We start from the raw sequence: 21,265 nt of genomic DNA on the forward strand, positions 1-21,265 counted from the left end.
TCACTTAGGCTCATAAGGCTTATTATTATACCAAACACTCCAAACTATTCTAGCCAATTTCCTGGCTAAAGCAGTGTACAACTTCTTTCCCTTCAACTTTTCCTTATGGTTCTCGTAAAATTCTAGTAATGTAGGATTACGAGAGTAATTCATCTCAGCGAGGAGAACAAGCTGCGCAAGTACTTATTACCCTTCTTCGATATTCCCTTACTTACAGTAGCTTTACCGCTCCTCTCATTGGGTCTAAACCGCAGATACGAAGGACTCAGGGTTAGGAAAGCGTTTAATGTCTCCAACAATGCCTATTATTATCCCCGAAGAAAGTTTTCCTATTCCCGGTATAGTTAATAGAACGTGATTTTCAGACTGTGATTGTATCATTTTCTCTACTTCTTTTATTTTCTCGCTTGTTTCCAGTAGTGCTTTAGATAATACTTCGATTTCTTCAAGTACGATCTTTGTTCCAAGTTGTATAATTGTATTTTGAAGTTTCCTTTAGAGAATTCTTCAAGCATTTCCTTGCTTATTTTTTCCTCGTCACTGACTAGGAATAGTGCTCTTTTTACCCTGTTCTTGTACTTTACTTTCAACTTTTAGGAAGACGTATAGTGTTACTAGTTCTTTCAATGAGTTGTAGTTGTACTCCTTTGCCTTGTTTGCCATGTTTATTAGTTTTTGTGCGTCGTAAAAATCTGTTTTCTTTCCTCTCAAGTCCTTCTCCTTCCATAGTATATTTGGGCTTACTTGTAGTATCTTGATCCCTTTTTCCTTGAAGTATTGACATGGTTTTATTGAGTATGCTCCTGTCGGTTCGACCACTATTGTGTTTAGTTTCACTTTTAGTATTTCTTCATAACCCTTCTTGTTGTTCTCGTAGACCCTCCCCTCACTCGTTACTAGATGATCTTTTGATATGTCTATTCCTAGGATCCCTACCTCTTTATCACACCTATATCCGTGCATATTATCACAATGTTCAGTCCGATGGTAGGGGTTTGTCACGCCCCCGTTCGAAGACTTTGCTTCAGTCAAAGGGTCGACCATGTTTCCCAGTTGGAGAGTATTACTCTCCCCAACTAATTAATCTATATAGGTTCAAAGGGGGCGGAAGACTCCATCCGTAAGGAGATGGATAGGCTCCACATGCTTTGCCTCTAACATGGCTAGGCGATAGCTTGAAGAGCCGAAGGAGTTCACTATCTCATTTCCTGACTTTAAGTAGGCAACGTCAATTAGAAATATATCAGTCAAAAATTCAATATATTCAGAGACTGTATTATGAGAAATACCCAAATCTGAGGCTATAGAATTAAATGAAATAGATGAAGGTATTTTATCTAATAAAGAATGCTTATCTTTATCCTCCCAATTACTGTAAAACCACCATGGATTTATGTTATTAAATGTTTCCATAGTTGATACTCTATTTACCAAATATTTATAAACTATTGTCAGTTGAATGACAACATTGTAATGTAATAAAAACTGAATATCTACAGAAATAATTATATATTGAGTTTAGATCAAGGAATACAGTTATTGACTCCTTATTTAATGTATTTCTAGCTTTATGATAAAACTCTCATTCTATAAATATCGTTTTATTTTAAATCAATTTAACTATAACCTAGTTTAAATATTATAAAGAAAAAATTAATAAAATTAATTTCAACGTTGCGTCATGACTTAAACTTTTAAGATGCTACCTTCCTCTTAACTCTTAGCTTTATATTATCTGTAATATTTTAAACTCAGAAGTCAATTATAATAATTAAATAAGGAAACTCTCAGTAGAATGTATTAAAATTATTTAAGGAGTTTTGAGATCTTTATTTATGGAAATTATTACACCAATCTTAACTCCTTTTAAAAATAATGGAGATATCGATAAAGAAGCATTAAAAACGCATGTAAATAATTTAATTACAAAAGGTATAGATTTGATTTTCCTTAATGGATCCACTGGTTTAGGTCCTGCTCTTTCTAAAGATGAAAAATTATCTACATTAAAAACTATCTATGATATAACTGGAAAGATAATCTTCCAAGTAGGTGGCCTTAATATCAACGATGTAATAGAGTTACTTAAAGCATCAAAAGAATTTGATATAGTAGGTGTAGCGTCCTATTCTCCCTTCTATTTTCCTAGAATTCCTGAAAAAATGTTAATAAAATATTTTAAAACTATAGAAGAATATTCTCCACACCCTATTTACATTTATAATTATCCCTTAGCTACGGGTTATGATATTTCAGCAAAGACTCTAGAGAAATTTATGGACTCAAAGTTTGTAGGAATAAAAGACACCAACCAGGATTTATCTCACTCTCTTGAATATAAATCATTGAAAAACTTCAAAGTATATAATGGTTCTGATTCCTTAATATATTATTCACTTCTTTCTCTTGACGGTAGTGTAACTGCGGCTAGTAATTATTTGCCTGAAATAGTAGTAAAAATGAAGAACCTAATACAAAATGGAAAATTAAATGAAGCCTTAGAACTTCAGAAACTTATAATTTCTATTTTAGAAATATCAAGAAAATATGGTCAATTATCATCTAATTATATTCTTGTAAGAGAATTTCAAGGATATAATGTAGGAATACCTAGAGGTCCCATATTTCCGTTAGAAGATGAAGACGTAAAGGCTTTAATTCAAGAAATAAATCCTCTAAAAGACAAAATAAGGAAATTTTCTTCATAAAGATGATAACAAATGGCTAAAATGATCACTCTTTGCGAAATTTTGATAGAATTTAATGCTTTAACTTCTGGTCCACTAAGACACGTAACATATTTTGAAAAACACATAGCAGGTAGCGAAGCAAACTACTGTGTAGCATTTACGAAACAGGGTAATGAATGCGGAATAATAGCTAGACTAGGAGAAGACGAATTCGGATATAATGCTATGGAATGGTTAAGAGGAAAGGGAGTAGACGTTTCTCATATAAAATTCGATCCAGCACCTACTGGCATATTTTTTATTCAGCGACATTACCCTGTTCCGCATAAAAGTAACTTTATCTATTATAGAAAAGGTAGCGCAGGAAGTAAACTTTCTCCTGAAGATGTTGATGAGAATTATATTAGGTCAGCGGATCTTGTCCATTCTTCTGGAATAACTTTAGCTATATCCGATTCTGCTAAAAATGCAGTGATTAAAGCATTTAACAACGCCAAAGTGAGATCTCTCGATACAAATATAAGGTTAAAACTATGGTCAGCTGAACAAGCCAGGGAAATAATAATGGGTGTTCTGAAAGAGTATCCACTAAAATTTCTAATTACTGATATTGAAGATTCTAGAATTCTAGTTAGGGAATCTGATCCAGACGCTGCAGTTTCAAAACTTTCTAACTATGCAGAAATAGTAATAATGAAATTAGGCCCTAAAGGATCTACGGTATATTACGAAGGTAAAAAATATCATTCACCAGGCTATCAAGTTCCAGTTGAGGACGTGACTGGAGCAGGAGATGCATTAGGCGGAACTTTTCTTTCACTATATTATAAAGGCTTTAGTATAGAAAAAGCCCTTGATTATGCTGTGGTAGCATCTACGCTTTCTGTAATGGTAAGAGGAGATCACGAAAACATACCTTCGACTAGTGATATTGAATCATTCTTAGAAGAAATGAAAAGATAAAAAATCGTGAAAGTTTTAGTATTTAATATGGTAAGTTTAAATGAACTTTCAGAAGAGTTCAAAAGTATATACGTAATAGACAATGATGGAATTCCTTTATTTAAAACATATTTATTAGGAGAATGGGTCGATGCAAAAGACGTTCAGTACTTAAAATCTCCAATTGATCTTTCTGTCTATGCTAAGGTTCCAAAATTAAATCATGAAATGATTGATTCTACGCTAAGTGTTATGTATAAGGTTGGCAAATGGGAAATAAGGGACATACCAGGAGAAAAGAGATTGAAAATATATCATAAAATAGCAGATCTATTAGATAAATATAGAGACGACTTCATAAACGTCCTAATGATTGGAAATGGGAAAACTAAAGCTCAAGCTAACGGTGAAATCAATGCATCAATAGAAAGGTTAATAAGAGCAGATCTTGATGTGAGAAAACTATACGGTGAGTACGTTCCTGGAGACTGGAGCACCGAAAGTTTAGAATCAGAAGCTATAGTGAGGAGGGAGCCGCTAGGAATAGTGCTAGGTATAACTCCTTTTAATTATCCCCTCTTTGACGTAATTAATAAATTTGTATACTCTACAGTAGCAGGTAATGCATTTATTTTAAAACCAGCTAGTTCTACACCATTACCAGCAATAATGCTTGCTAAATTAGCGGAAATAGCAGAATTTCCCAAAAGAGCGTTATCAATAATAACAATACAAGGTAACGAGATGGATAAAATAATTTCAGATAAGAGAATTAATGTAATAACGTTTACTGGTAGTAGTGAATCTGGAGAACAAGTAATTAAATCTGGTGGATTAAAACAATACATAATGGAACTGGGTGGTGGTGACCCTGCTATAGTGTTGGGAGATGCGGATCCTAAGATAGCTGCTCAAAGAATAGCTTCTGGAATAACAAGTTATTCTGGACAAAGATGTGACTCTATAAAATTTATTTTCGCTGAGGCATCGATCTATGAGCAATTAAAAAATTATCTCATTGAAGAATTGAAGAAGATTAAAGTAGGAGATCCAAGAGAATCCAATACTGCTATGGGACCAATAATAGATCCAAATACTGTTCAAGAATTCGAATATGCAGTAAAGGACGCAGTAAATAAAGGTGCTACTATTCTTTATGGAGGTAACATTTTAGGTCCTACTTACATTGAACCAACTTTGCTAGAAGTAGATAAGAAAGTACTCAAAGAATTATATTTATTTAGAAAGGAAGTGTTTTTATCTATAGCTACGCTAACTAAAGTAGACAATATAGACGAGGCAATAGAACTGAATACTGAGAGAAGATATGGTCTAGATGCAGCAATATTTGGTAACGATATTTTTAAGATTAGGAAGGCACTAAGGAGACTAGAAGTTGGGGCAATATACATTAATGATTATCCAAAGCACGGAATAGGATATTTTCCCTTCGGAGGAAGAAAAGATTCAGGAACTGGTAGAGAAGGTATAGGGTACACAATAGAATACGTAACTTCTTATAAAACTTTAGTATATAACTATAAAGGAAAAGGTATTTGGGAATATATCTAGATAATCTTTTTTCTTACGTTATTAGTCTATGATTATATGGATATACAAAGATTATTAGAAGATAATGATAAAGTATACAAGTATATAGGAATTAAGCTTTTAGAACAAAAAGAAGGATACGTAAAACTTCAAATACCTTATAAAGAGGAACTTTGTAGAAGAGGAGGAGTATTAAACGGAGGAATAATAATGACGGCTATGGATTTTGCAGGCGGATTAGCTACTCTAACGGTTAATGATGGAATTGACCAAGTGACGCAGGAATTAAAAACGAATTTTTTAGAACCCATGTATAAGGGACCATTTACAGTAGAGGCTAATATAATAAGAAAAGGAAGAACTGCAGTAGTTGTAGAGATAAAATTTAAGGATAATGAAGGAAAAATAGGAGCAATAGGATTAGGAACTTGGTACATAATTAGAGACAGATTAATAACTACAAAATAAAGCTAAAACTATTTAATTCAAATAATAAAAATTTTTAACCTTTATACGCATGATAGTAATCTATGTCGAACATGAACCCAAATTACCCCGGCATTGATAAGTCAAGATCATGGTACTCACCATTAACTCCTCTCCTTTTTTTAGATAGAACATCCTATTTTAAGAATAAGACCGCTATAGTGTATAGAGACAAGAGATATACTTATGAGAAGTTCAAAGAGAATGTATTAATGCAAGCCAATGCATTTAAAGCTGAAGGACTTTCTAACGAAGATAAAGTAGCATTCATATCTAGAAATAGACCTCAATTCTTAGAATCTTTCTTTAGTGTTCCATTAGCTGGCGGAATTTTGGTACCAATAAATTTCAGATTGTCACCTAAAGAAATTTCTTACATTGTGAATCATTCAGAGTCTAATTTTCTCATAGTTGATGAACTATTCCTAGATCAACTAGTGAGCGTCAAAGACGAAATTAAAGCCAAAATTATACTTCTTGAGGATGAATTATCTCCGTCAACTGAGAATGCAAGAAAAATAGTATGGAAAACTTTTTCCGAGTTTATTAAATCTGGAACAACTCAACCAATTCAAATACAAGTTAAGGACGAATATTCAATGATAACCTTGTATTATACATCAGGGACAACTGGTTTACCAAAAGGCGTAATGCATCATCATAGAGGAGCTTATTTAAATGCGTTAACTGAAGCACTTGAACATCAGATGGGAATAAATTCAACTTATCTATGGACATTGCCAATGTTTCATGCTGCAGGTTGGGGATTTCCATGGGCTACTGTAGCTGTAGGTGCTACAAACGTTTGTCTAGATAAAGTAGATCCAGAAGTAATGTATAGATTAATAAAGGAAGAAAAGGTTACTCACATGTGCGGTGCTCCTACTGTTTATATAACATTAATAGACTATATGAAAAGAAATAAGCTAAGATTTGATAATATGGTTCACATGATAGTAGCTGGAGCCGCCCCTGCACCAGCTACATTAAGGGCAGTACAAGAACTAGGAGGATATATGGCCCACGTTTATGGACTTACAGAAACTTACGGTCCACATTCAATATGTGAATGGTTAGAAGAATGGAATAATCTCTCAATTGAGGAACAAGCTAAACTAAAGGCTAGACAAGGAATACCTTATGTAGGTTTTGAGATGAATGTATTTGATGAGAACGGAAATCCAGTACCTTGGGACGGGAAAACTATTGGTGAAGTAGTAATGAGAGGAAATAATGTTGCCTTAGGATATTATAAGAACGAAGAGAAAACAGCCGAATCCTTCAGAGACGGATGGTTCCATTCTGGCGATGCAGCTATAGTAGATCCTGATGGTTATATTCAAATAGTAGATAGATTTAAAGATTTAATAAATACTGGCGGAGAAAAAGTTTCGAGTATATTAGTAGAGAAGACTCTAATGGAAATCCCTGGCGTTAAGGCCGTAGCTGTATATGGGACTCCAGATCCAAAGTGGGGAGAGGCTGTTACAGCAAGAATAGAATTAAAAGAAGGAGTTAGTTTAACTGCTGATGAAGTTATAAAATTCTGTAAAGAAAGGCTTGCTCATTTCGAATGCCCTAAGATTGTAGAATTCGGATCTATTCCAATGACAGCTACTGGTAAAGTTCAAAAATATGTTCTAAGAAATTCTGCATTAAAGAAAATGAAGGAAGAAAATAATTTATAATTGAATTTCTTTTTTAGGAATTATTGAATTTATTAGTAAATCAAAATGTTCAGAAGCTTGAATAATACAGCCTCTACAAGAATCTATAATTATCTCGTCTCCTTCTTCGTTTTTATTGAATGTTACAAGTAAAGAATCATCAAAAATTATAAATCTTGATTGTATATCTTTAACCAGCTTAATTTTTGCATTTATATCTATATTTTGAGAAGTAATGAATGTTAAATCTCCCTTATATTGTTTAATCATTCTTACTAACCATTCTGGTGGTTTATCATAAACTATCTTTACTTTTCTGCTTTTTTCCATAAATTCCTTTATTATCTTAATTATTGTTCTTTTACCAGCAACATGGAGACTACGCTCTGTGTCTCCTTTCCTCTCTTTACTCCAGAACGAAATTATCTTAGAAATAGAATTATCAAATCTTGACATTATTTTGTCTTTATATGTTTTTAAAGCTATAGAAGGATCAATAATTTTTACTCTCTTAGGTTTTCCTTCTATAATTTTTATTAATCCTTTGTTCTCAAGTGATCTTGTAACTTCGTAAATTTTTTGATAAGGTACCTCGGATTTTTCTGATAGCTCCCTCATAGTAGCGCTGCACAACTGTAATAAAGACAGATATACTTTACTTTCATATAAAGATAGCCCTATGTCTTCTAAATTAGATCTCAATTCACTACTCATAGTGAATAATTGATTTTTATATTTTTAAACATATCTTTATTATGAATAGGCAATTTATTTTGTTTACCATTTTAGTCTTTTTTACAGGATTATATTTAGGAACATTAAGAATTGTCATCCCAGTAATAGAAAGACATTTAGATATTGCTGTAACTTTGTCTATATTTTTGCCACTGGTAATCTTTGGTTTTACTAAAGGAGGATTTAATTATTTAGCAGGTAAACTTTCTGATGACTTAGGTAGAAAATTGGTACTTATAATAGGTTGGATAGCAGCTTTATCTTCAATAATATTATTCTTTTATGTTAATATATATTCAATTATAATCATTACTGTGTTTTTAGCTATAAATCAAGCATTAACTTGGACAACAACAGTAACTTCGCAAATAGATATTAGTGGGAAAAGTAGAGCTGGATTAGCGTCTGGAATTAATGAAATGTCTGGATATTTCGGTGTTGCAGTAGGTAACCTTTTTGCCACTTATATTTTTCGTCTTAGTTACGTTTTTATTTTCACAGTTGCGATAGTAGCCCTTATTTCGTCAATCTTAGCAATAGATACAAAAAAATTATTAAAAGATACAATAATAGGAAAAACAAAAATCAATTATTCGTCTATAACGAAAACAAGTATAGCCGGATTACTAGAAAAATTTGTAGACTCGTCATTTTTCATATTAATACCAACATATTTACTACTGCTGCATTATAGTTTATTTTTAATAGGAGTTATAGTAGCAAGTTATACATTGACATGGGCGGTATTACAACCATTATTCGGGTATATAGCTGATATTTCTAACCAGAGAAGACTAATTATTACAATAGGTTTCTTTCTTATGTTCTTAGGCTTCTTTCACTACACTGTTTATCCTTTAGTATTTTCTATAATGGAAGGAATTGGAATGAGCATGATATACCCTAATCTAATAGCTTTGGTAAATGATGAAATACATGAATCAGTTAGAGGTAAAGCATTAGGGTACTATAGACTATACCGTGATAGTGGATACGGAGTTGCAGGCTTAATTTTGCCATTGCTTTACTCATTTTTTGGATTTAACTATGCACTATTAATTGTAGGTACATTTCAACTTATCTCCATATTTCTTATAATAGACGTTAACGTTTTCAAACATGTTACTAAGAATATGTAAATATAATTAACTATATATAGTTAATTAAGTTTATAAGTATTCATTTTATAGTAATTAACATGCCAGAACACCCTAAAAAAGAGCATTCAGAACATCCAACAAGAGAACACCCAGGTAAAGGTGTAAGTTTAGATAATATCGCTAAAACAGTTGAGGATTTCGTTAAAACGGATTCCCAACTAAAAGGAGGTCATTTTTCTATTTATGATCCAGTTTCGAATAAACCGTTAGCATTAGATCTGGAGAAAGTGCACAAAGATAGACTATCTAAAATTACAGAAAACGAATATTTTGTGTGTGCAGATTTTAAGTCTACTGAAGGAAAAATGTATGATCTAGACTTCTTTGTCAAAGAAGATAAAGGTAATCTAAAGGTGACTGAAATTTCTATACATAAGGAAGAGGGAAAACCAAGATATAATTGGGTAGAAGAAGGAGGTATATGGAAGAAAATTCCTACATAATTTTTTAAATCATTCCTTCTAGGTTTATTTTTATATTACGTTCAAATTCTGTTGACTTTTCTAAATTCATTTGATTTATTTGTTTTATAAATTCTTCCTTATTGTCAATCTTAAATAATTTATTAAATCTTTTTTCAAATCCTATAGTAGAGCTAGGTTTTCCGCTAATTCCTAGTCCACATACTGAACCAGATGTATGCGATGGATAAATTTCTACATAATCTGGGAACTTCTTAATTTTCTGAAGACTGTAATATAAATTCTCTTCTGAATTATCTTTGTTTATATCTATTCTACCTACAGAACCTACAAATAGAGTATCTCCAGTTAACATACTCCAGGGCTCTGTCCAACTATCATCTCTTCTCTTATCATATATTAATAAAGACATACTATCCGGTGTATGACCTGGAGTATAAACGGCTTTTATTTTTACATTCCCTGACTTTATCTCTTCACCGTCTTTTATTCTTTCAGAAGGGAATTTTATCTGAGAGTATTCACTATAATATATATTTGCGTTAGTTAAACTCTGCAATTTCCTTACTCCAGAAATATGATCTGCATGAGTATGAGTATCTATTATATAGGAAATTTTCATTCCAAGATCTTCGCTAAGTTTAATTATTTCGTTCAATACGTCATATTTTGGATCAACCACAAATAATTCACCTGCTTGAGTACAACCAAAAATATAGGTTAGACATCCTCCACTCTTACTCAATACATATCTGAATATCATAATTATTAATATACCAATTATAGTTTTAAGAGTTATTAACTTTTAATAGTGAAATAAACTTATGATAATAATATACGATAAATATATATCATAAATATTTAATATAGTATAAAAAGTTAAAAAGATATTATTTCATAGCCTTCTCTTACAAAATGCGCTACCCTTTCACTTGTAGGCATTAACGATATCCCTAGACTCTCTAAATTAGGCTTTATTTTCATATTCTCTGCTATTCCTATACATGCAGAATCTACAATCTTATTTTGTAATAATTCATGAAACATTGACTTTATATCGCCGTCTAACTGCGTTAATCTTTTTTGACTAGGTCCAAAAAATAATACCTTCATCTCATCATATCGCCTATTTTTAAAACTATTATAACTTATTCTAATTCCTAGATCGAATTTAGTATCGTCCGACATTATCAGAAATAATACTTTAGTCATATATTTCCGATACTGATGTATCTTAAAAAGGTATCTTAAAAATACGTTCCTAAATGTATAAATTTTTAGATATTTCAGGAAAAAATGTTATAGTAAAAAATATTACCTAACTATTCCAGTCAGGATATATTTGACTTAGAGGTATTGCAATAACCCATCCGTATGAATTTGTCAAGAATATTGTACCTCCAGATATTACTGGATCTACTATACCGAATCTTCCTCCGACATAATACATTGTTATGACTTTTCCAGAGTCAGGATTAAGTACATAGATATGACTTCCAGCAGCTACCCATAGTAGTCCATGATAATATACTGGAGCACCTCTAGGACCGCCAGGTAATGTTGGAGGAATTCCTAAATCTGGTAATCTTGTCTCCCATATTATTTTCCCTGTAGCTATAGATACTTTAGCGACACTTCCGAGCGAAGGTATTCCTACATATGCGTAGTTTCCATTAGCTAAAATCATTGATGCTTTAAAAGCTGGAGGAACGTAGCCTCTACCAAGATTAATAGCCCATAACACGTTTCCATTAGTAGCATTCACTGCAAACATTACAGTATCCACAGTGCCATTTCTGAAATTAGCTATAGTATCCTTTAATATTATTCCACTACTTTGAATTACAGTAGCAGGTGAATCTCCCATACCCGTATTAAATGGTACATATGTAGACGGTAATTGAGATTGCCATACTACTTTACCGTTTTCAGAGTTTACTGCTACTAGTATTCCATAAGGATATTTCAGAAGAGTAAATCCTGCTATAAAGAGTACTGTACCATTAGATCCTACGTAATAATTGAGACTACTCATGCTATCTATATAGCCAGGCAATTTTGTTATCCATAAAGTACTGCCGGTAGTAGCATTAAGTCCAACAAAGCATCCTGATCCAGTAGCGTACGCTAATATTCCATTATAAACTACGGGATCTGGCATATTTTCACCAAACGTAAACCTCATCCATAATAATTGACCATCACTAGCATTGAAAGCGTAAATTCCACCATAAACTGAACCTCTATATACTCCAGAAGATTCATTTCTTAGTGCATGCTCAAGAGCAGTAAATGTGAAACCTATATCACCTACAGGTACGTATACTATACCGTTCCATACTATTGGATCTTGCATAGCCATTGATGCTAAACCAGTAGCATACCATACAACGTTACCAGAAATTGGATTTACTGCTAATATAGTTCCTGGTCCACTATCCTCTTCTACAAATAGTAGGTTGTCAGCTAATGTAACTCCTAAAGGTTGTCCTACATCTTGAGTTAGGAACACTAGTGCGGCCTTCTCACCTAACGCACTAGCTCCAGGTAACATTGATGCCGGTGTAGAAAGAGGAATTGGAGTACCTCCTCCAAAAGAATCTGCCGGTAACTCCCAAGATACACCTTGTTGCAAATATGTGCAAGACGTCGGAACTACAGACTCAAACTCTTGATTATAATTCGTCACTATCCAATCTGAAGGAAATCCTAAATTAGAATTTGACATATTTCCAGGATAATAAGTAACCTTAACTTCATAGGGGAAATATGTACCATTATACTGAGTATAAACCGTAGTTATTGGTTGAAGAGGAGTTTGAGTTTGAACTTGATTCTGGAACGAATTGACTATAAAAAATGACACTGAAATAAGGAATAGGATTGCGGTTATAAGGCCGATAATTTTTAACTCCATTTTTGACCATTTATCATGCTGGATAAACTAAATTTAAGCATTAAGTCTTTATAAGTATCTTTTTTAATTTATTAGATAAAATTAAAAATAACACGAAATGTATAAATACGCTTCTATATATGTTAATTTACACTATAACGCTAAGCTATTCAATTACGTTATTGCATTTAACGTTCACTCTTCGTTAATTTAGATATATCTATTTATTAACTTGAGAAAGAAAATGTAACATATGTATGAATGGTTTGCAGAAATGAGGAAAAAGGATCCCGTGTATTATGATGGAAAGGTATGGCATGTATTCAAATATAAGCATGCAAAAGAAGTTTTGAATAATTTTTCTAAATTTTCTTCAGACCTTACAGAATATAATGAGAAAGTTAACGATCTCAGAAATGGTAAAATAAAATTGGATGTACCAACCAGGTATACAATGTTAACTTCTGATCCTCCGCTCCACGATGAATTAAGATCTATGACTGCAGATATTTTCTCTCCACCAAAATTACAAGTTCTCGAAAGTTTTATCAGAGATACTGCAAAATCTCTCCTAAATGCAGTTGATAAGGAGGACGATATAGTTAGGAAATTTGCAGTTCCATTGCCAATAATTGTTATATCGAAACTTTTAGGGCTTCCGATAGAAGATAAGGAAAAATTCAAGGAATGGTCTGATCTGATAGCGTTAAGATTAGGGAAGCCTGAGGAAATATTCATAGTTGGAAAGAAATATCTTGAACTCATAACGTACGTAAGAAATCATTTAAATCCTGATAATGAATTAGTAAGCAGAATTTTAAAATCGAACCTTTCGAACATAGAAAAACTTGGTTACATAATTCTCCTTTTAATAGCAGGTAATGAGACAACTACAAATCTAATATCTAATGCAATAGTAGATTTTACAAGGTTTAATATATGGGAAAAAATTAGAATAGAAAATCTGTATCTTAAGTCTATAGAAGAAGTATTAAGATACTCTCCACCAGTTATGAGAACAGTAAGAATAGCTAAGGAAAAAGTAACATTAGAAAATCTGACTATAAATGAGGGAGAATTTGTAAGAGTATGGATAGCCTCAGCTAATAGAGACGAGGAAGTATTTCATAATTCAGAAGAATTTATACCTGATAGAAGTCCAAATCCTCACCTAAGTTTTGGATCTGGAATACATCTATGCTTAGGAGCACCTTTAGCTAGATTAGAAGCAAGAATAGCTATTGAAGAATTTTCAAGGAAATTTAGGAATGTAGAAATTCTTGAAACTGAGAAAGTTCCTAACGAGATTCTAAATGGATATAGAAAGCTTATAGTCAGAGCTAAACCTATAACTTAAATCCATGATATAAACTTTATTTATTATATTAAAATATAGAACGTATGAGAGGTTTCAATACTAGAGCCGTGCATGAGGGAGAAATTATAGATAAAAGATTCGGAAATGTTGTAACTCCAATTTTTCAGACCTCTACATTTATCCATCCCAATGACGATCCTAACGCTTATCTAGATTCTAATACTGGGAAACCTTTTCTTTACACTAGACATGGTAATCCTACGGTGAACTCTCTAGAAATGAAATATGCCTCACTAGAAGAAGCAAAATTCAGTATATCATTTTCCTCAGGTATGGCTGCAATTTCCACTACATTAACAAGTTTAATTAAGAAAGGCGATAAAATACTTACAATAAATCAATTATATGGACAAACATACAGATTATTCCTAGATTTAATAGAAAGATATGAAATAGAAGTAGATTTTGCATCGATTAATGAAATAAACTCCTTAGATATTAATAAGGATTACAATATAATATACGTAGAATCAATAACTAATCCCACTCTTCAAATTGTAGACCTTATGGAATTAGGAAAATATTGTAATGAGAGAAATATCAAATTGGTAGTTGACGCTACTTTTGCGTCTCCCTTTAATCAGAGACCTTTAAAATTTGGAGCAGATATTTCTCTTCATAGTGGAACTAAATACATTTCTGGTCATAGTGACGTAGTAATTGGTCTAGTATCTACTAATAACAAAGAGATTCATAGTAAAATTTTTGATGGACGAAAAACGTATGGTGGTTCTGCAGATCCGTTAAGCGCATATTTAAGTTTAAGAGGTTTAAAAACGTTAGGTCTACGTATGGAAAGACATAATTCAAACGCTATGGAATTAGCTAAATTCCTTTCAGATAACGAAAAGGTTAGTAAAGTATTCTATCCAGGGATTCCAGAGTTTGAGTACTACGATATAGCGAAAAAGGTTCTAAAAGGATATGGAGGAATGGTTTCTTTTGAACCTAAGGGAGGATATGAGTGTTCTAAGAAGATAATAAAGTCATTAACACTTGCAACACCTGCTCCAAGTTTAGGTGGAGTAGAAACATTGGTTACCCTACCTAGAGAAACTAGTCACGCATCTCTATCTAGTGAAGAATTAAAAAAGATGGGAATCCCTGAAGGCCTGATAAGGGTATCCGTAGGAATAGAAGATATAGAAGACCTAATAGAAGACTTTAAAGAAGCTCTCTCAGTTTGTTGATTTATTATAAAAATATATTAGCAACTATATTTAAAATAAATGGATATTTATCAGAACTATTATAGGTAAAATGGAATTACTTCTTAAACACTTTAATGAACAATTAGACCTTATAATAACTCTTGAGAGACCGTGTAAATATTTTTATAGCTTTACCATTGACTTTGCCTCCTCATATATTTTTCTTACACTCGGAATCACAGTGCTCTCTAAAGGTTGTGAGAAAGGAATAGGTACATCAGGAACAGCTATTCTTCTTATTGGTTCCTTTAAATCTTTAAATGCGTCTTGATATATTATGAATCCTATCTCTCCAGTCATACCATAACTCATGTAATCTTCGTCTACAATAAGGACTCTCCCAGTTTTCTTGGCAGATTTTACAAGAGTTTCTCTATCTAGAGGTACTAAAGTTCTTGGATCTATAACCTCTGCAGATATTCCTTCTTTTTGCAAAAGTTCCGCAGCCTTCAAACTTCTCTGCAACATTAATGCTGTAGAGATAATTGTTATATCACTTCCTTCTCTTTTTATATCAGCTTTACCAAATTCAATAGTGTAAGGATAATCTGGAACATTTTCTTCTTCTCCTTCAAAAGGTAAGAACGGCATTCCAGTGAGGAGTTTATGCCCAAATATAACTACAGGATTCCTATCTCTTAGCGCAGTATGTGTTAATCCTTTAGCATCATATGCATTAGATGGAACTACTACTTTAAATCCAGGTAAGTGAGCGAACAAGGAGTAGAGAACTTGCGAATGTTGTGAAGAATCACCGTAACCTCCTCCTATCGCAGTAACTATAGTTATTGGCATTTCGAATTGTTCACCACTCATATAGAAGTTCTTTGCCATATGATTATACATCTGATCAAAGCCTGCGCCTAGAAAATCTACGAACATTAATGAAACTACTGGATGCATTCCGACTGAAGCCATACCGACTGCCATTCCCATAAAAGTCTGTTCTGTTATAGGAGTATCAACTATTCTGTCTCTACCGAATTTCTCAAACAGGCCTGCTGTAAATCCAAATACTGCTCCCCAATATGTTACGTCCTCACCTAAAACCACTATTTTATCATTACGTTCCATCTCTTGAGATATTGCGTTAGAAATTGCTGCCGCTATTCCTTTCATGCGAAAACACCTCTTAAGGCGTCCTCTTCTGAAGGATATGGACTGTTTTCTGCAAATTTTATGGCCTCATTTACTTCATTCTCTGCATCTTTTCTTATCTTATTTAATTCTTCATTTGAATAACCAAGTTTCATCATTCTATCTTCAAGGAATGATATAGGATCTATTTTCCTCCATAATTCAACTTCTTCCTTTGTTCTATATTCTTCACTATCTCCCTCAAAATGACCACGAAGTCTGTAAGTCACAGCTTCTATCACTGTTGGTCCGAAACCACTTCTAGCTTTTTTAATAGCATAATTTGCAACAGTGTACACTTCAATTACATCATTACCATTAATTAAAAATGACTGAATATTATTAGCCAAGGCTTTCTGATAGTGATGAGTTGTAGACATTACAAAGCTTTTGGGTGTAGAATCTGCATATAGGTTATCTTCAATAACAATAATTAATGGTAAGTTCCATGCAGAAGCTATATTTAAAGTCTCAGCAAAAGTTCCGTGATTCGCGGCTCCTTCACCGGCAAAGGCTACAGCAACATTATTAGTTCCAGTATAGTTAAAAGCGAAAGCTGCTCCTAAAGCTTGAGGGAAAGAAGCGCCTACAATTCCGCTACACGAAAATCTTTTTGATTTATCGAAAAGATGCATGTGACCACCTTTACCTTTACAAAGTCCCGTTGATTTTCCGAAAATTTCTGCAGCTAATTTCTTTAGATCTACTCCTTTAGCTATAGCATGATGATGAGGCCTATGAGTGCTTACTACAACATCGTCATCCTTTAAATTGTCTTCAACTCCTACAGCTATCGCTTCTTGACCTACTGCTAAGTGCATTTCTCCTCTTATAACTCCTGAGGCCATATTGAATTGAGGTACTTTCCCTTCATAATACTTTTTAGCTATTGATTCCTCGAAATAGCGTATAGTATACATTTTTCTATAAAAGGATAGTAATCTGTCTTTGTCTAATTCGTTTTTCCGTAAAATATAATTTAAATCTTTTATGGTATATTCTGGTCTCCACATCAATATAATAAAGCATGATTAGTTATTTAAAGATTCATTATTAAAATTATTTTATAGAAATACTTAAATTTATATATCTACGCAATACAAAAACCTATAGTCTAATAAGAATTTTAAGTTTTGTATATAGATCAAAATGTTTAATATAAGAACTAAAAGTGAATTGGTAAAATATAGCATTGTAGTATAATAAAGGCCAATAAAAATATCTTCCAATAAATTCTTTTTATGGTTATAGGCCTTATTACTAAACTCTACTTACTACGTCCTTCGAAACTAATACTAATCCCTTCCAATCCGGTTCGTCTTTAGATAGAGAATATTCATCATTCTCTTTTCCTATAAATCCCATGCTAACTAACCTAATCCTGCGTTGAGTTAAAAGTTAGCTATACGTTTCCTATTGAGAAAGACTAAAGAATTACACAAAGCACTAATAGCATATATCTTTATATTTAACTTTTAATAATAAAATACAGATGTAAATATGATTATTGAACGTTTCGTTAGCGGACCTCTTTCCACTAATACGTACGTATTAATTTATGGTAATGAAAGCTTAATTATAGACTCTGAAGGAGACATGACAGAGGTAATAAATTTTCTTAAATCAAGAAATATTATACCAAACCTATTCATAGCTACTCACGGACATTTCGATCATATTCTAGGAATTAATCGACTTAAATACGAATTTCCTTCTTTACGTTTTTTAATTAATAAAAAAGATCTAGAATTAGTCGCGAATGCAGAGTCTTTAGCAAAATATTTTGGAATAAGAATATCTCCAATAATTCTTCCAGACTGTTACGTGAAGGAGGGTGATAAAATAAAAATTGGAGAAGAAGAATTAGTAATAATTGAAACTCCCGGACATACTATGGGAAGTATCTGTATCTTGACTAATAATGCAATTTTTACTGGAGATACATTATTTAGTGGTACTGTTGGAAGAACTGACTTAGGTGGTTCTTTAGAACTTTTGAAAAATAGTTTAGAACGATTAAAGACATTGCCTGATGAACTTACAGTTTATCCTGGACACGGAAATTCTACACAATTAGGCTACGAAAAGATTAATAACCTATTCTTAACTGGAGAAGTAGACTTATAGTTTTGCTACTTTATGAAATTCTTCAATTTTCATCACAATATGGAGAAAATATTCCTCAATTACACATTAGATTTTGAATCTATGAAATTATGGAAAATCAATGACTAGGAAAAATAGATTACCGACAACTCAAATAGTTTTATACATCTTTCATAAATTCTTGTAAGATGTAGAAGATATTTTTTAGTCTGAAGAATAATGATACTTAATGTATGCATTAGTCTTTAATAAGAATGGTATGGAGAATCTAAAATACACAGAATATAAAGATCCTTCAGTCAATGACAATGAAGTTTTAATAAAAGTAAGGATTGCAGGCGTAAATCTTGTAGATTATTTTACTGTCGTGTCTATGAACGTAAATCCAATACCTCATATTCCTGGCGTAGAATTCGCTGGAGAAGTAATAAAGACAGGTAAAAATGTCAAGAGTGTTAAAGAGGGAGATAAAGTTACCATTTATGGTAGAATATTCGATGGAAATTGCGATATGTGTATGATGGGTTATGAGACCCTCTGTAGAAATGGTGGAAGAATAGGTGTAAACACTACCGGTGGGTTTGCAGAATATGTTTCAATAGAAGAGAAATACGTATTTAAGTTACCAGAAAATTATAGTTGGGAATTAGGTTCTAGTATGACTGTTGCAGCTTTAACTGCATATCATGCATTAAAGGAAGCTCAATTAAGGCTATCAGATACTCTGGTGGTTTTCGGAGCATCTGGAAATACTGGAATGTTCCTAGTTCAATTAGGGAAGAAATTCGGAGCTAAAGTAATAGCAGTAAGCAGGAAACAATGGCTTACAGACTTTGGAGCGGATATGATAGTAGGATATGAAGATGTTTACGAGAAGGTTAAGGATTTTACGAATGGAAAAATGGCAGACGTTATTATAAATTCTTTAGGTAAAGAATTTTGGGACAAAAGTTTCTCAGTAGTAGGAGTTAAGGGTAAAATAGTGACTTTTGGCACACTTACTGGAGCAGAAATCAAATTGAATTTAAACCAACTCTATAATAAACATATAAGTATCTTGGGCACTAATAGAGGAAACAGAAAAGATTTCTTAGAGCTTTTGGATGTTTGTAGAGACTGTAAGGTTAGAACATGGAAGAAATATAGCCTTGAGAACGGTATAGAAGCGTTAAATTCGTTGTCTGCCAATGATAGGGATGGTAGAATATTTATAGTGGTATAAAAAGATAATATCTTTTTCACTTTAATATTCACCTTCTAATAAAATAGAAATAGAGGTATATACCAAGATTTATTAAATAAGAAAATAAAATGAAAATATGATAAAAGAACATCGTCCTATAAATACAAGGAAGGTCTACATATATAGATGATATAGAACCTAGGAATATCAATTGTAACATTTAACGAAATAGTTAACTTCTCCAAGAGAGGGAATTAGGATAAACGTAAAAGGCGACGAAGTATATTATTATTTTCCTCTATTTCGGACTGTGGAGTACCTTCGCCAATTGAATCTCCACGGTATGCCGTTACAGATACTGTTGAGTATGTATCGAATTTACTATCAGGAAGTAGAGGAATAGGAGAAGCAGGAACTACTGACGCTTTATCAGATTTATAGCTTTAGAAAAATGTACCAAGAAAAATTATATGCTACTCCAATTAGACCTTGGTTTATAATATAAAAACATTTTTTCTAAATTATTAAAATAGATAAAGAGTTTATATATTATTTAATCTTTTTGCTTATGAATCTGACTAATATAAACTTAAACTAAATTTTATAATAAAAATATTTATTTAATTAATATGTATCATGTATCTATGGACTCTAATTGGTTTTCAATTTCACAAGAAAAAAGGACTGCAATAAAATATATTTCAGAAAATTTTTATCCAGCAAAATACATGAACAGATGGAGAGATTTCAAAGAAATTTCTTATAAATTATCAGAAATTGTTAAACTATATTCTTCTACACAAATAACTGAAGAAATAGAGCATTTTGAATTCTTTAAGCAATATTTTAATGAAGACACACTGGACTTACCGCTACCAGAATCTTACATCAAATGGTTTGATTCCATGCTTCTAGCGTTTAGGCACGGAAATATAGATGAAATAGCTTCACGTTTTCATATGATAACTGAAGGAATTTTAGCTACTGTAGGTTTAAAAATACTAAACGAAACGTCTATGGAATTACCAGAATTTAACTTTAATATAAAGAAAATAATAGAAGATGAGGCAAGACATATAAATTTTGGTTTTCAAATTATCATGAATCCAAATTATGCTGTAAATAGAATAGAAGAATTATATCCTTATGCTGAAGATATAATAAAGGATGGTATGAAATATTTAGAACCAATAGGATATTCTTGGTATGATTTACGTAAGCTTATGTTAGAATTGAAAGAAGCTAGGATAAACAAGTTAAAAAAGAAAATAATGTCTGCTAATTGAAATAAGTCATAAAACTCTTACAATATATTAAATTACGTTTGAACTTTCCTTTATATTAATATTATAATAAAATTTCTTATAAATATTAAATAATAAAATTTAATAGAAGGAGATTATAATTTATTGATTAGACTAAATACATTTATATTTATGCATTCATCATCTTGCAATTCACAGCTCTATTGTAGATTGAAATAATAGATTATGTAAGAGATATATTCAATTAAATTATTATACAAACAAAAACGTATTCAAGGACTTAGATTGAAACATTTTCTTTCAAATTATAAAAACAAAGTGAATTAACAAAGATAATCTGAATAGCCCATGTTTGTTAAGTAAGATTGATAATTATTGTAGCAAAATAATCTCTATTAAGATATTTAATTGAAAGAGTTATTATTCTATGAAACAA

General features: G+C 32.0%; 19 protein-coding genes and 1 pseudogene. 12 read left to right on the forward strand and 8 right to left on the reverse strand.

The window, feature by feature from the left end:
* Both DFR85_RS30535 and DFR85_RS32050 read right to left on the reverse strand, forming a co-directional pair.
* A pseudogene (locus DFR85_RS30535) lies at positions 1-1,044 on the reverse strand (IS110 family RNA-guided transposase).
* Between the two features lie 51 nt (positions 1,045-1,095).
* A complete protein-coding gene (locus DFR85_RS32050) occupies positions 1,096-1,413 on the reverse strand; it encodes a hypothetical protein (RefSeq protein WP_246252928.1) in 318 nt (105 codons plus the stop codon).
* A gap of 422 nt (positions 1,414-1,835) precedes the next feature.
* Between DFR85_RS32050 and DFR85_RS30545 the strand changes: the two genes are divergently transcribed.
* The 5 genes from DFR85_RS30545 (at position 1,836) to DFR85_RS30565 (ending at position 7,357) form a co-directional block, all read left to right on the forward strand.
* Positions 1,836-2,708, forward strand: a complete 873-nt coding sequence (locus DFR85_RS30545) for a bifunctional 2-dehydro-3-deoxy-phosphogluconate/2-dehydro-3-deoxy-6-phosphogalactonate aldolase (RefSeq protein ID WP_110271533.1) — start codon at positions 1,836-1,838, stop codon at positions 2,706-2,708.
* A 12-nt stretch (positions 2,709-2,720) separates the two neighbouring features.
* Positions 2,721-3,653 carry a bifunctional 2-dehydro-3-deoxygluconokinase/2-dehydro-3-deoxygalactonokinase gene (gene kdgK / locus DFR85_RS30550; protein WP_110271534.1) on the forward strand — a complete coding sequence of 311 codons (933 nt, stop codon included), beginning with the start codon at positions 2,721-2,723 and terminating at the stop codon, positions 3,651-3,653.
* Between the two features lie 27 nt (positions 3,654-3,680).
* Positions 3,681-5,204 (forward strand): NADP-dependent glyceraldehyde-3-phosphate dehydrogenase, encoded by a 1,524-nt coding sequence (gene gapN, locus DFR85_RS30555; RefSeq protein ID WP_110271535.1) that lies wholly within the window; start codon positions 3,681-3,683, stop codon positions 5,202-5,204.
* Between the two features lie 36 nt (positions 5,205-5,240).
* Positions 5,241-5,651 (forward strand): PaaI family thioesterase, encoded by a 411-nt coding sequence (locus DFR85_RS30560; protein ID WP_110271536.1) that lies wholly within the window; start codon positions 5,241-5,243, stop codon positions 5,649-5,651.
* Between the two features lie 62 nt (positions 5,652-5,713).
* Positions 5,714-7,357, forward strand: coding sequence for an acyl--CoA ligase family protein (locus DFR85_RS30565; protein WP_110271537.1), 1,644 nt, complete (start codon positions 5,714-5,716; stop codon positions 7,355-7,357).
* Here DFR85_RS30565 and DFR85_RS30570 read toward each other — a convergent pair.
* Positions 7,352-8,050 (reverse strand): TrmB family transcriptional regulator, encoded by a 699-nt coding sequence (locus tag DFR85_RS30570; protein ID WP_110271538.1) that lies wholly within the window; start codon positions 8,048-8,050, stop codon positions 7,352-7,354. The two genes, DFR85_RS30565 and DFR85_RS30570, sit on opposite strands and share 6 nt — an antisense overlap.
* A 41-nt stretch (positions 8,051-8,091) precedes the next feature.
* Here DFR85_RS30570 and DFR85_RS30575 point away from each other — a divergent pair, with 41 nt between their 5' ends.
* A complete protein-coding gene (locus tag DFR85_RS30575; RefSeq protein WP_110271539.1) occupies positions 8,092-9,210 on the forward strand; it encodes an MFS transporter in 1,119 nt (372 codons plus the stop codon).
* Between the two features lie 59 nt (positions 9,211-9,269).
* Complete coding sequence (locus DFR85_RS30580; protein ID WP_246252929.1) at positions 9,270-9,674, forward strand: hypothetical protein; 405 nt, start codon at positions 9,270-9,272, stop codon at positions 9,672-9,674.
* A gap of 4 nt (positions 9,675-9,678) precedes the next feature.
* On the opposite strand, the gene DFR85_RS30585 is transcribed toward DFR85_RS30580, so the two are convergent.
* The 3 genes from DFR85_RS30585 to DFR85_RS30595 all read right to left on the reverse strand — a co-directional run bounded on the left by DFR85_RS30585 (position 9,679) and on the right by DFR85_RS30595 (position 12,519).
* Complete coding sequence (locus DFR85_RS30585) at positions 9,679-10,416, reverse strand: MBL fold metallo-hydrolase (RefSeq protein ID WP_110271541.1); 738 nt, start codon at positions 10,414-10,416, stop codon at positions 9,679-9,681.
* 116 nt (positions 10,417-10,532) lie between these two features.
* The gene (locus tag DFR85_RS30590) at positions 10,533-10,865 is read right to left on the reverse strand and encodes a hypothetical protein (protein WP_110271542.1); all 333 of its coding nucleotides are present in this window, start codon (positions 10,863-10,865) and stop codon (positions 10,533-10,535) included.
* 106 nt (positions 10,866-10,971) lie between these two features.
* Positions 10,972-12,519: an outer membrane protein assembly factor BamB family protein gene (locus DFR85_RS30595; RefSeq protein ID WP_246252930.1), complete on the reverse strand. Its 1,548-nt coding sequence runs from the start codon at positions 12,517-12,519 to the stop codon at positions 10,972-10,974.
* A 283-nt stretch (positions 12,520-12,802) separates the two neighbouring features.
* Here DFR85_RS30595 and cyp119 point away from each other — a divergent pair, with 283 nt between their 5' ends.
* Together cyp119 and DFR85_RS30605 are read left to right on the forward strand one after the other, a co-directional pair.
* Positions 12,803-13,906 carry a cytochrome P450 Cyp119 gene (cyp119, locus tag DFR85_RS30600; RefSeq protein ID WP_110271544.1) on the forward strand — a complete coding sequence of 368 codons (1,104 nt, stop codon included), beginning with the start codon at positions 12,803-12,805 and terminating at the stop codon, positions 13,904-13,906.
* A gap of 44 nt (positions 13,907-13,950) precedes the next feature.
* Entirely contained in the window at positions 13,951-15,117 is a 1,167-nt protein-coding gene (locus DFR85_RS30605; protein WP_168367224.1) for a trans-sulfuration enzyme family protein, read from the forward strand.
* Between the two features lie 144 nt (positions 15,118-15,261).
* Here DFR85_RS30605 and DFR85_RS30610 read toward each other — a convergent pair whose 3' ends face one another.
* Positions 15,262-16,257, reverse strand: coding sequence for an alpha-ketoacid dehydrogenase subunit beta (locus DFR85_RS30610; RefSeq protein ID WP_168367225.1), 996 nt, complete (start codon positions 16,255-16,257; stop codon positions 15,262-15,264).
* Positions 16,254-17,288, reverse strand: a complete 1,035-nt coding sequence (locus tag DFR85_RS30615) for a thiamine pyrophosphate-dependent dehydrogenase E1 component subunit alpha (RefSeq protein WP_246252931.1) — start codon at positions 17,286-17,288, stop codon at positions 16,254-16,256. The genes DFR85_RS30610 and DFR85_RS30615 overlap by 4 nt, the downstream gene beginning before the upstream one ends.
* A gap of 487 nt (positions 17,289-17,775) precedes the next feature.
* Between DFR85_RS30615 and DFR85_RS30620 the strand changes: the two genes are divergently transcribed.
* The 3 genes from DFR85_RS30620 to DFR85_RS30630 all read left to right on the forward strand — a co-directional run bounded on the left by DFR85_RS30620 (position 17,776) and on the right by DFR85_RS30630 (position 20,850).
* Positions 17,776-18,402 (forward strand): MBL fold metallo-hydrolase, encoded by a 627-nt coding sequence (locus tag DFR85_RS30620; protein ID WP_110271547.1) that lies wholly within the window; start codon positions 17,776-17,778, stop codon positions 18,400-18,402.
* 208 nt (positions 18,403-18,610) lie between these two features.
* Positions 18,611-19,603: an alcohol dehydrogenase catalytic domain-containing protein gene (locus DFR85_RS30625; protein ID WP_110271548.1), complete on the forward strand. Its 993-nt coding sequence runs from the start codon at positions 18,611-18,613 to the stop codon at positions 19,601-19,603.
* 590 nt (positions 19,604-20,193) lie between these two features.
* On the forward strand, positions 20,194-20,850 hold the full coding sequence (locus tag DFR85_RS30630) for a ferritin family protein (RefSeq protein ID WP_246252932.1): 657 nt from the start codon (positions 20,194-20,196) through the stop codon (positions 20,848-20,850).
* Positions 20,851-21,265: the final 415 nt, after the last annotated feature.

This window comes from Acidianus brierleyi (genome assembly GCF_003201835.2).
Classification (GTDB): domain Archaea; phylum Thermoproteota; class Thermoprotei_A; order Sulfolobales; family Sulfolobaceae; genus Aramenus; species Aramenus brierleyi.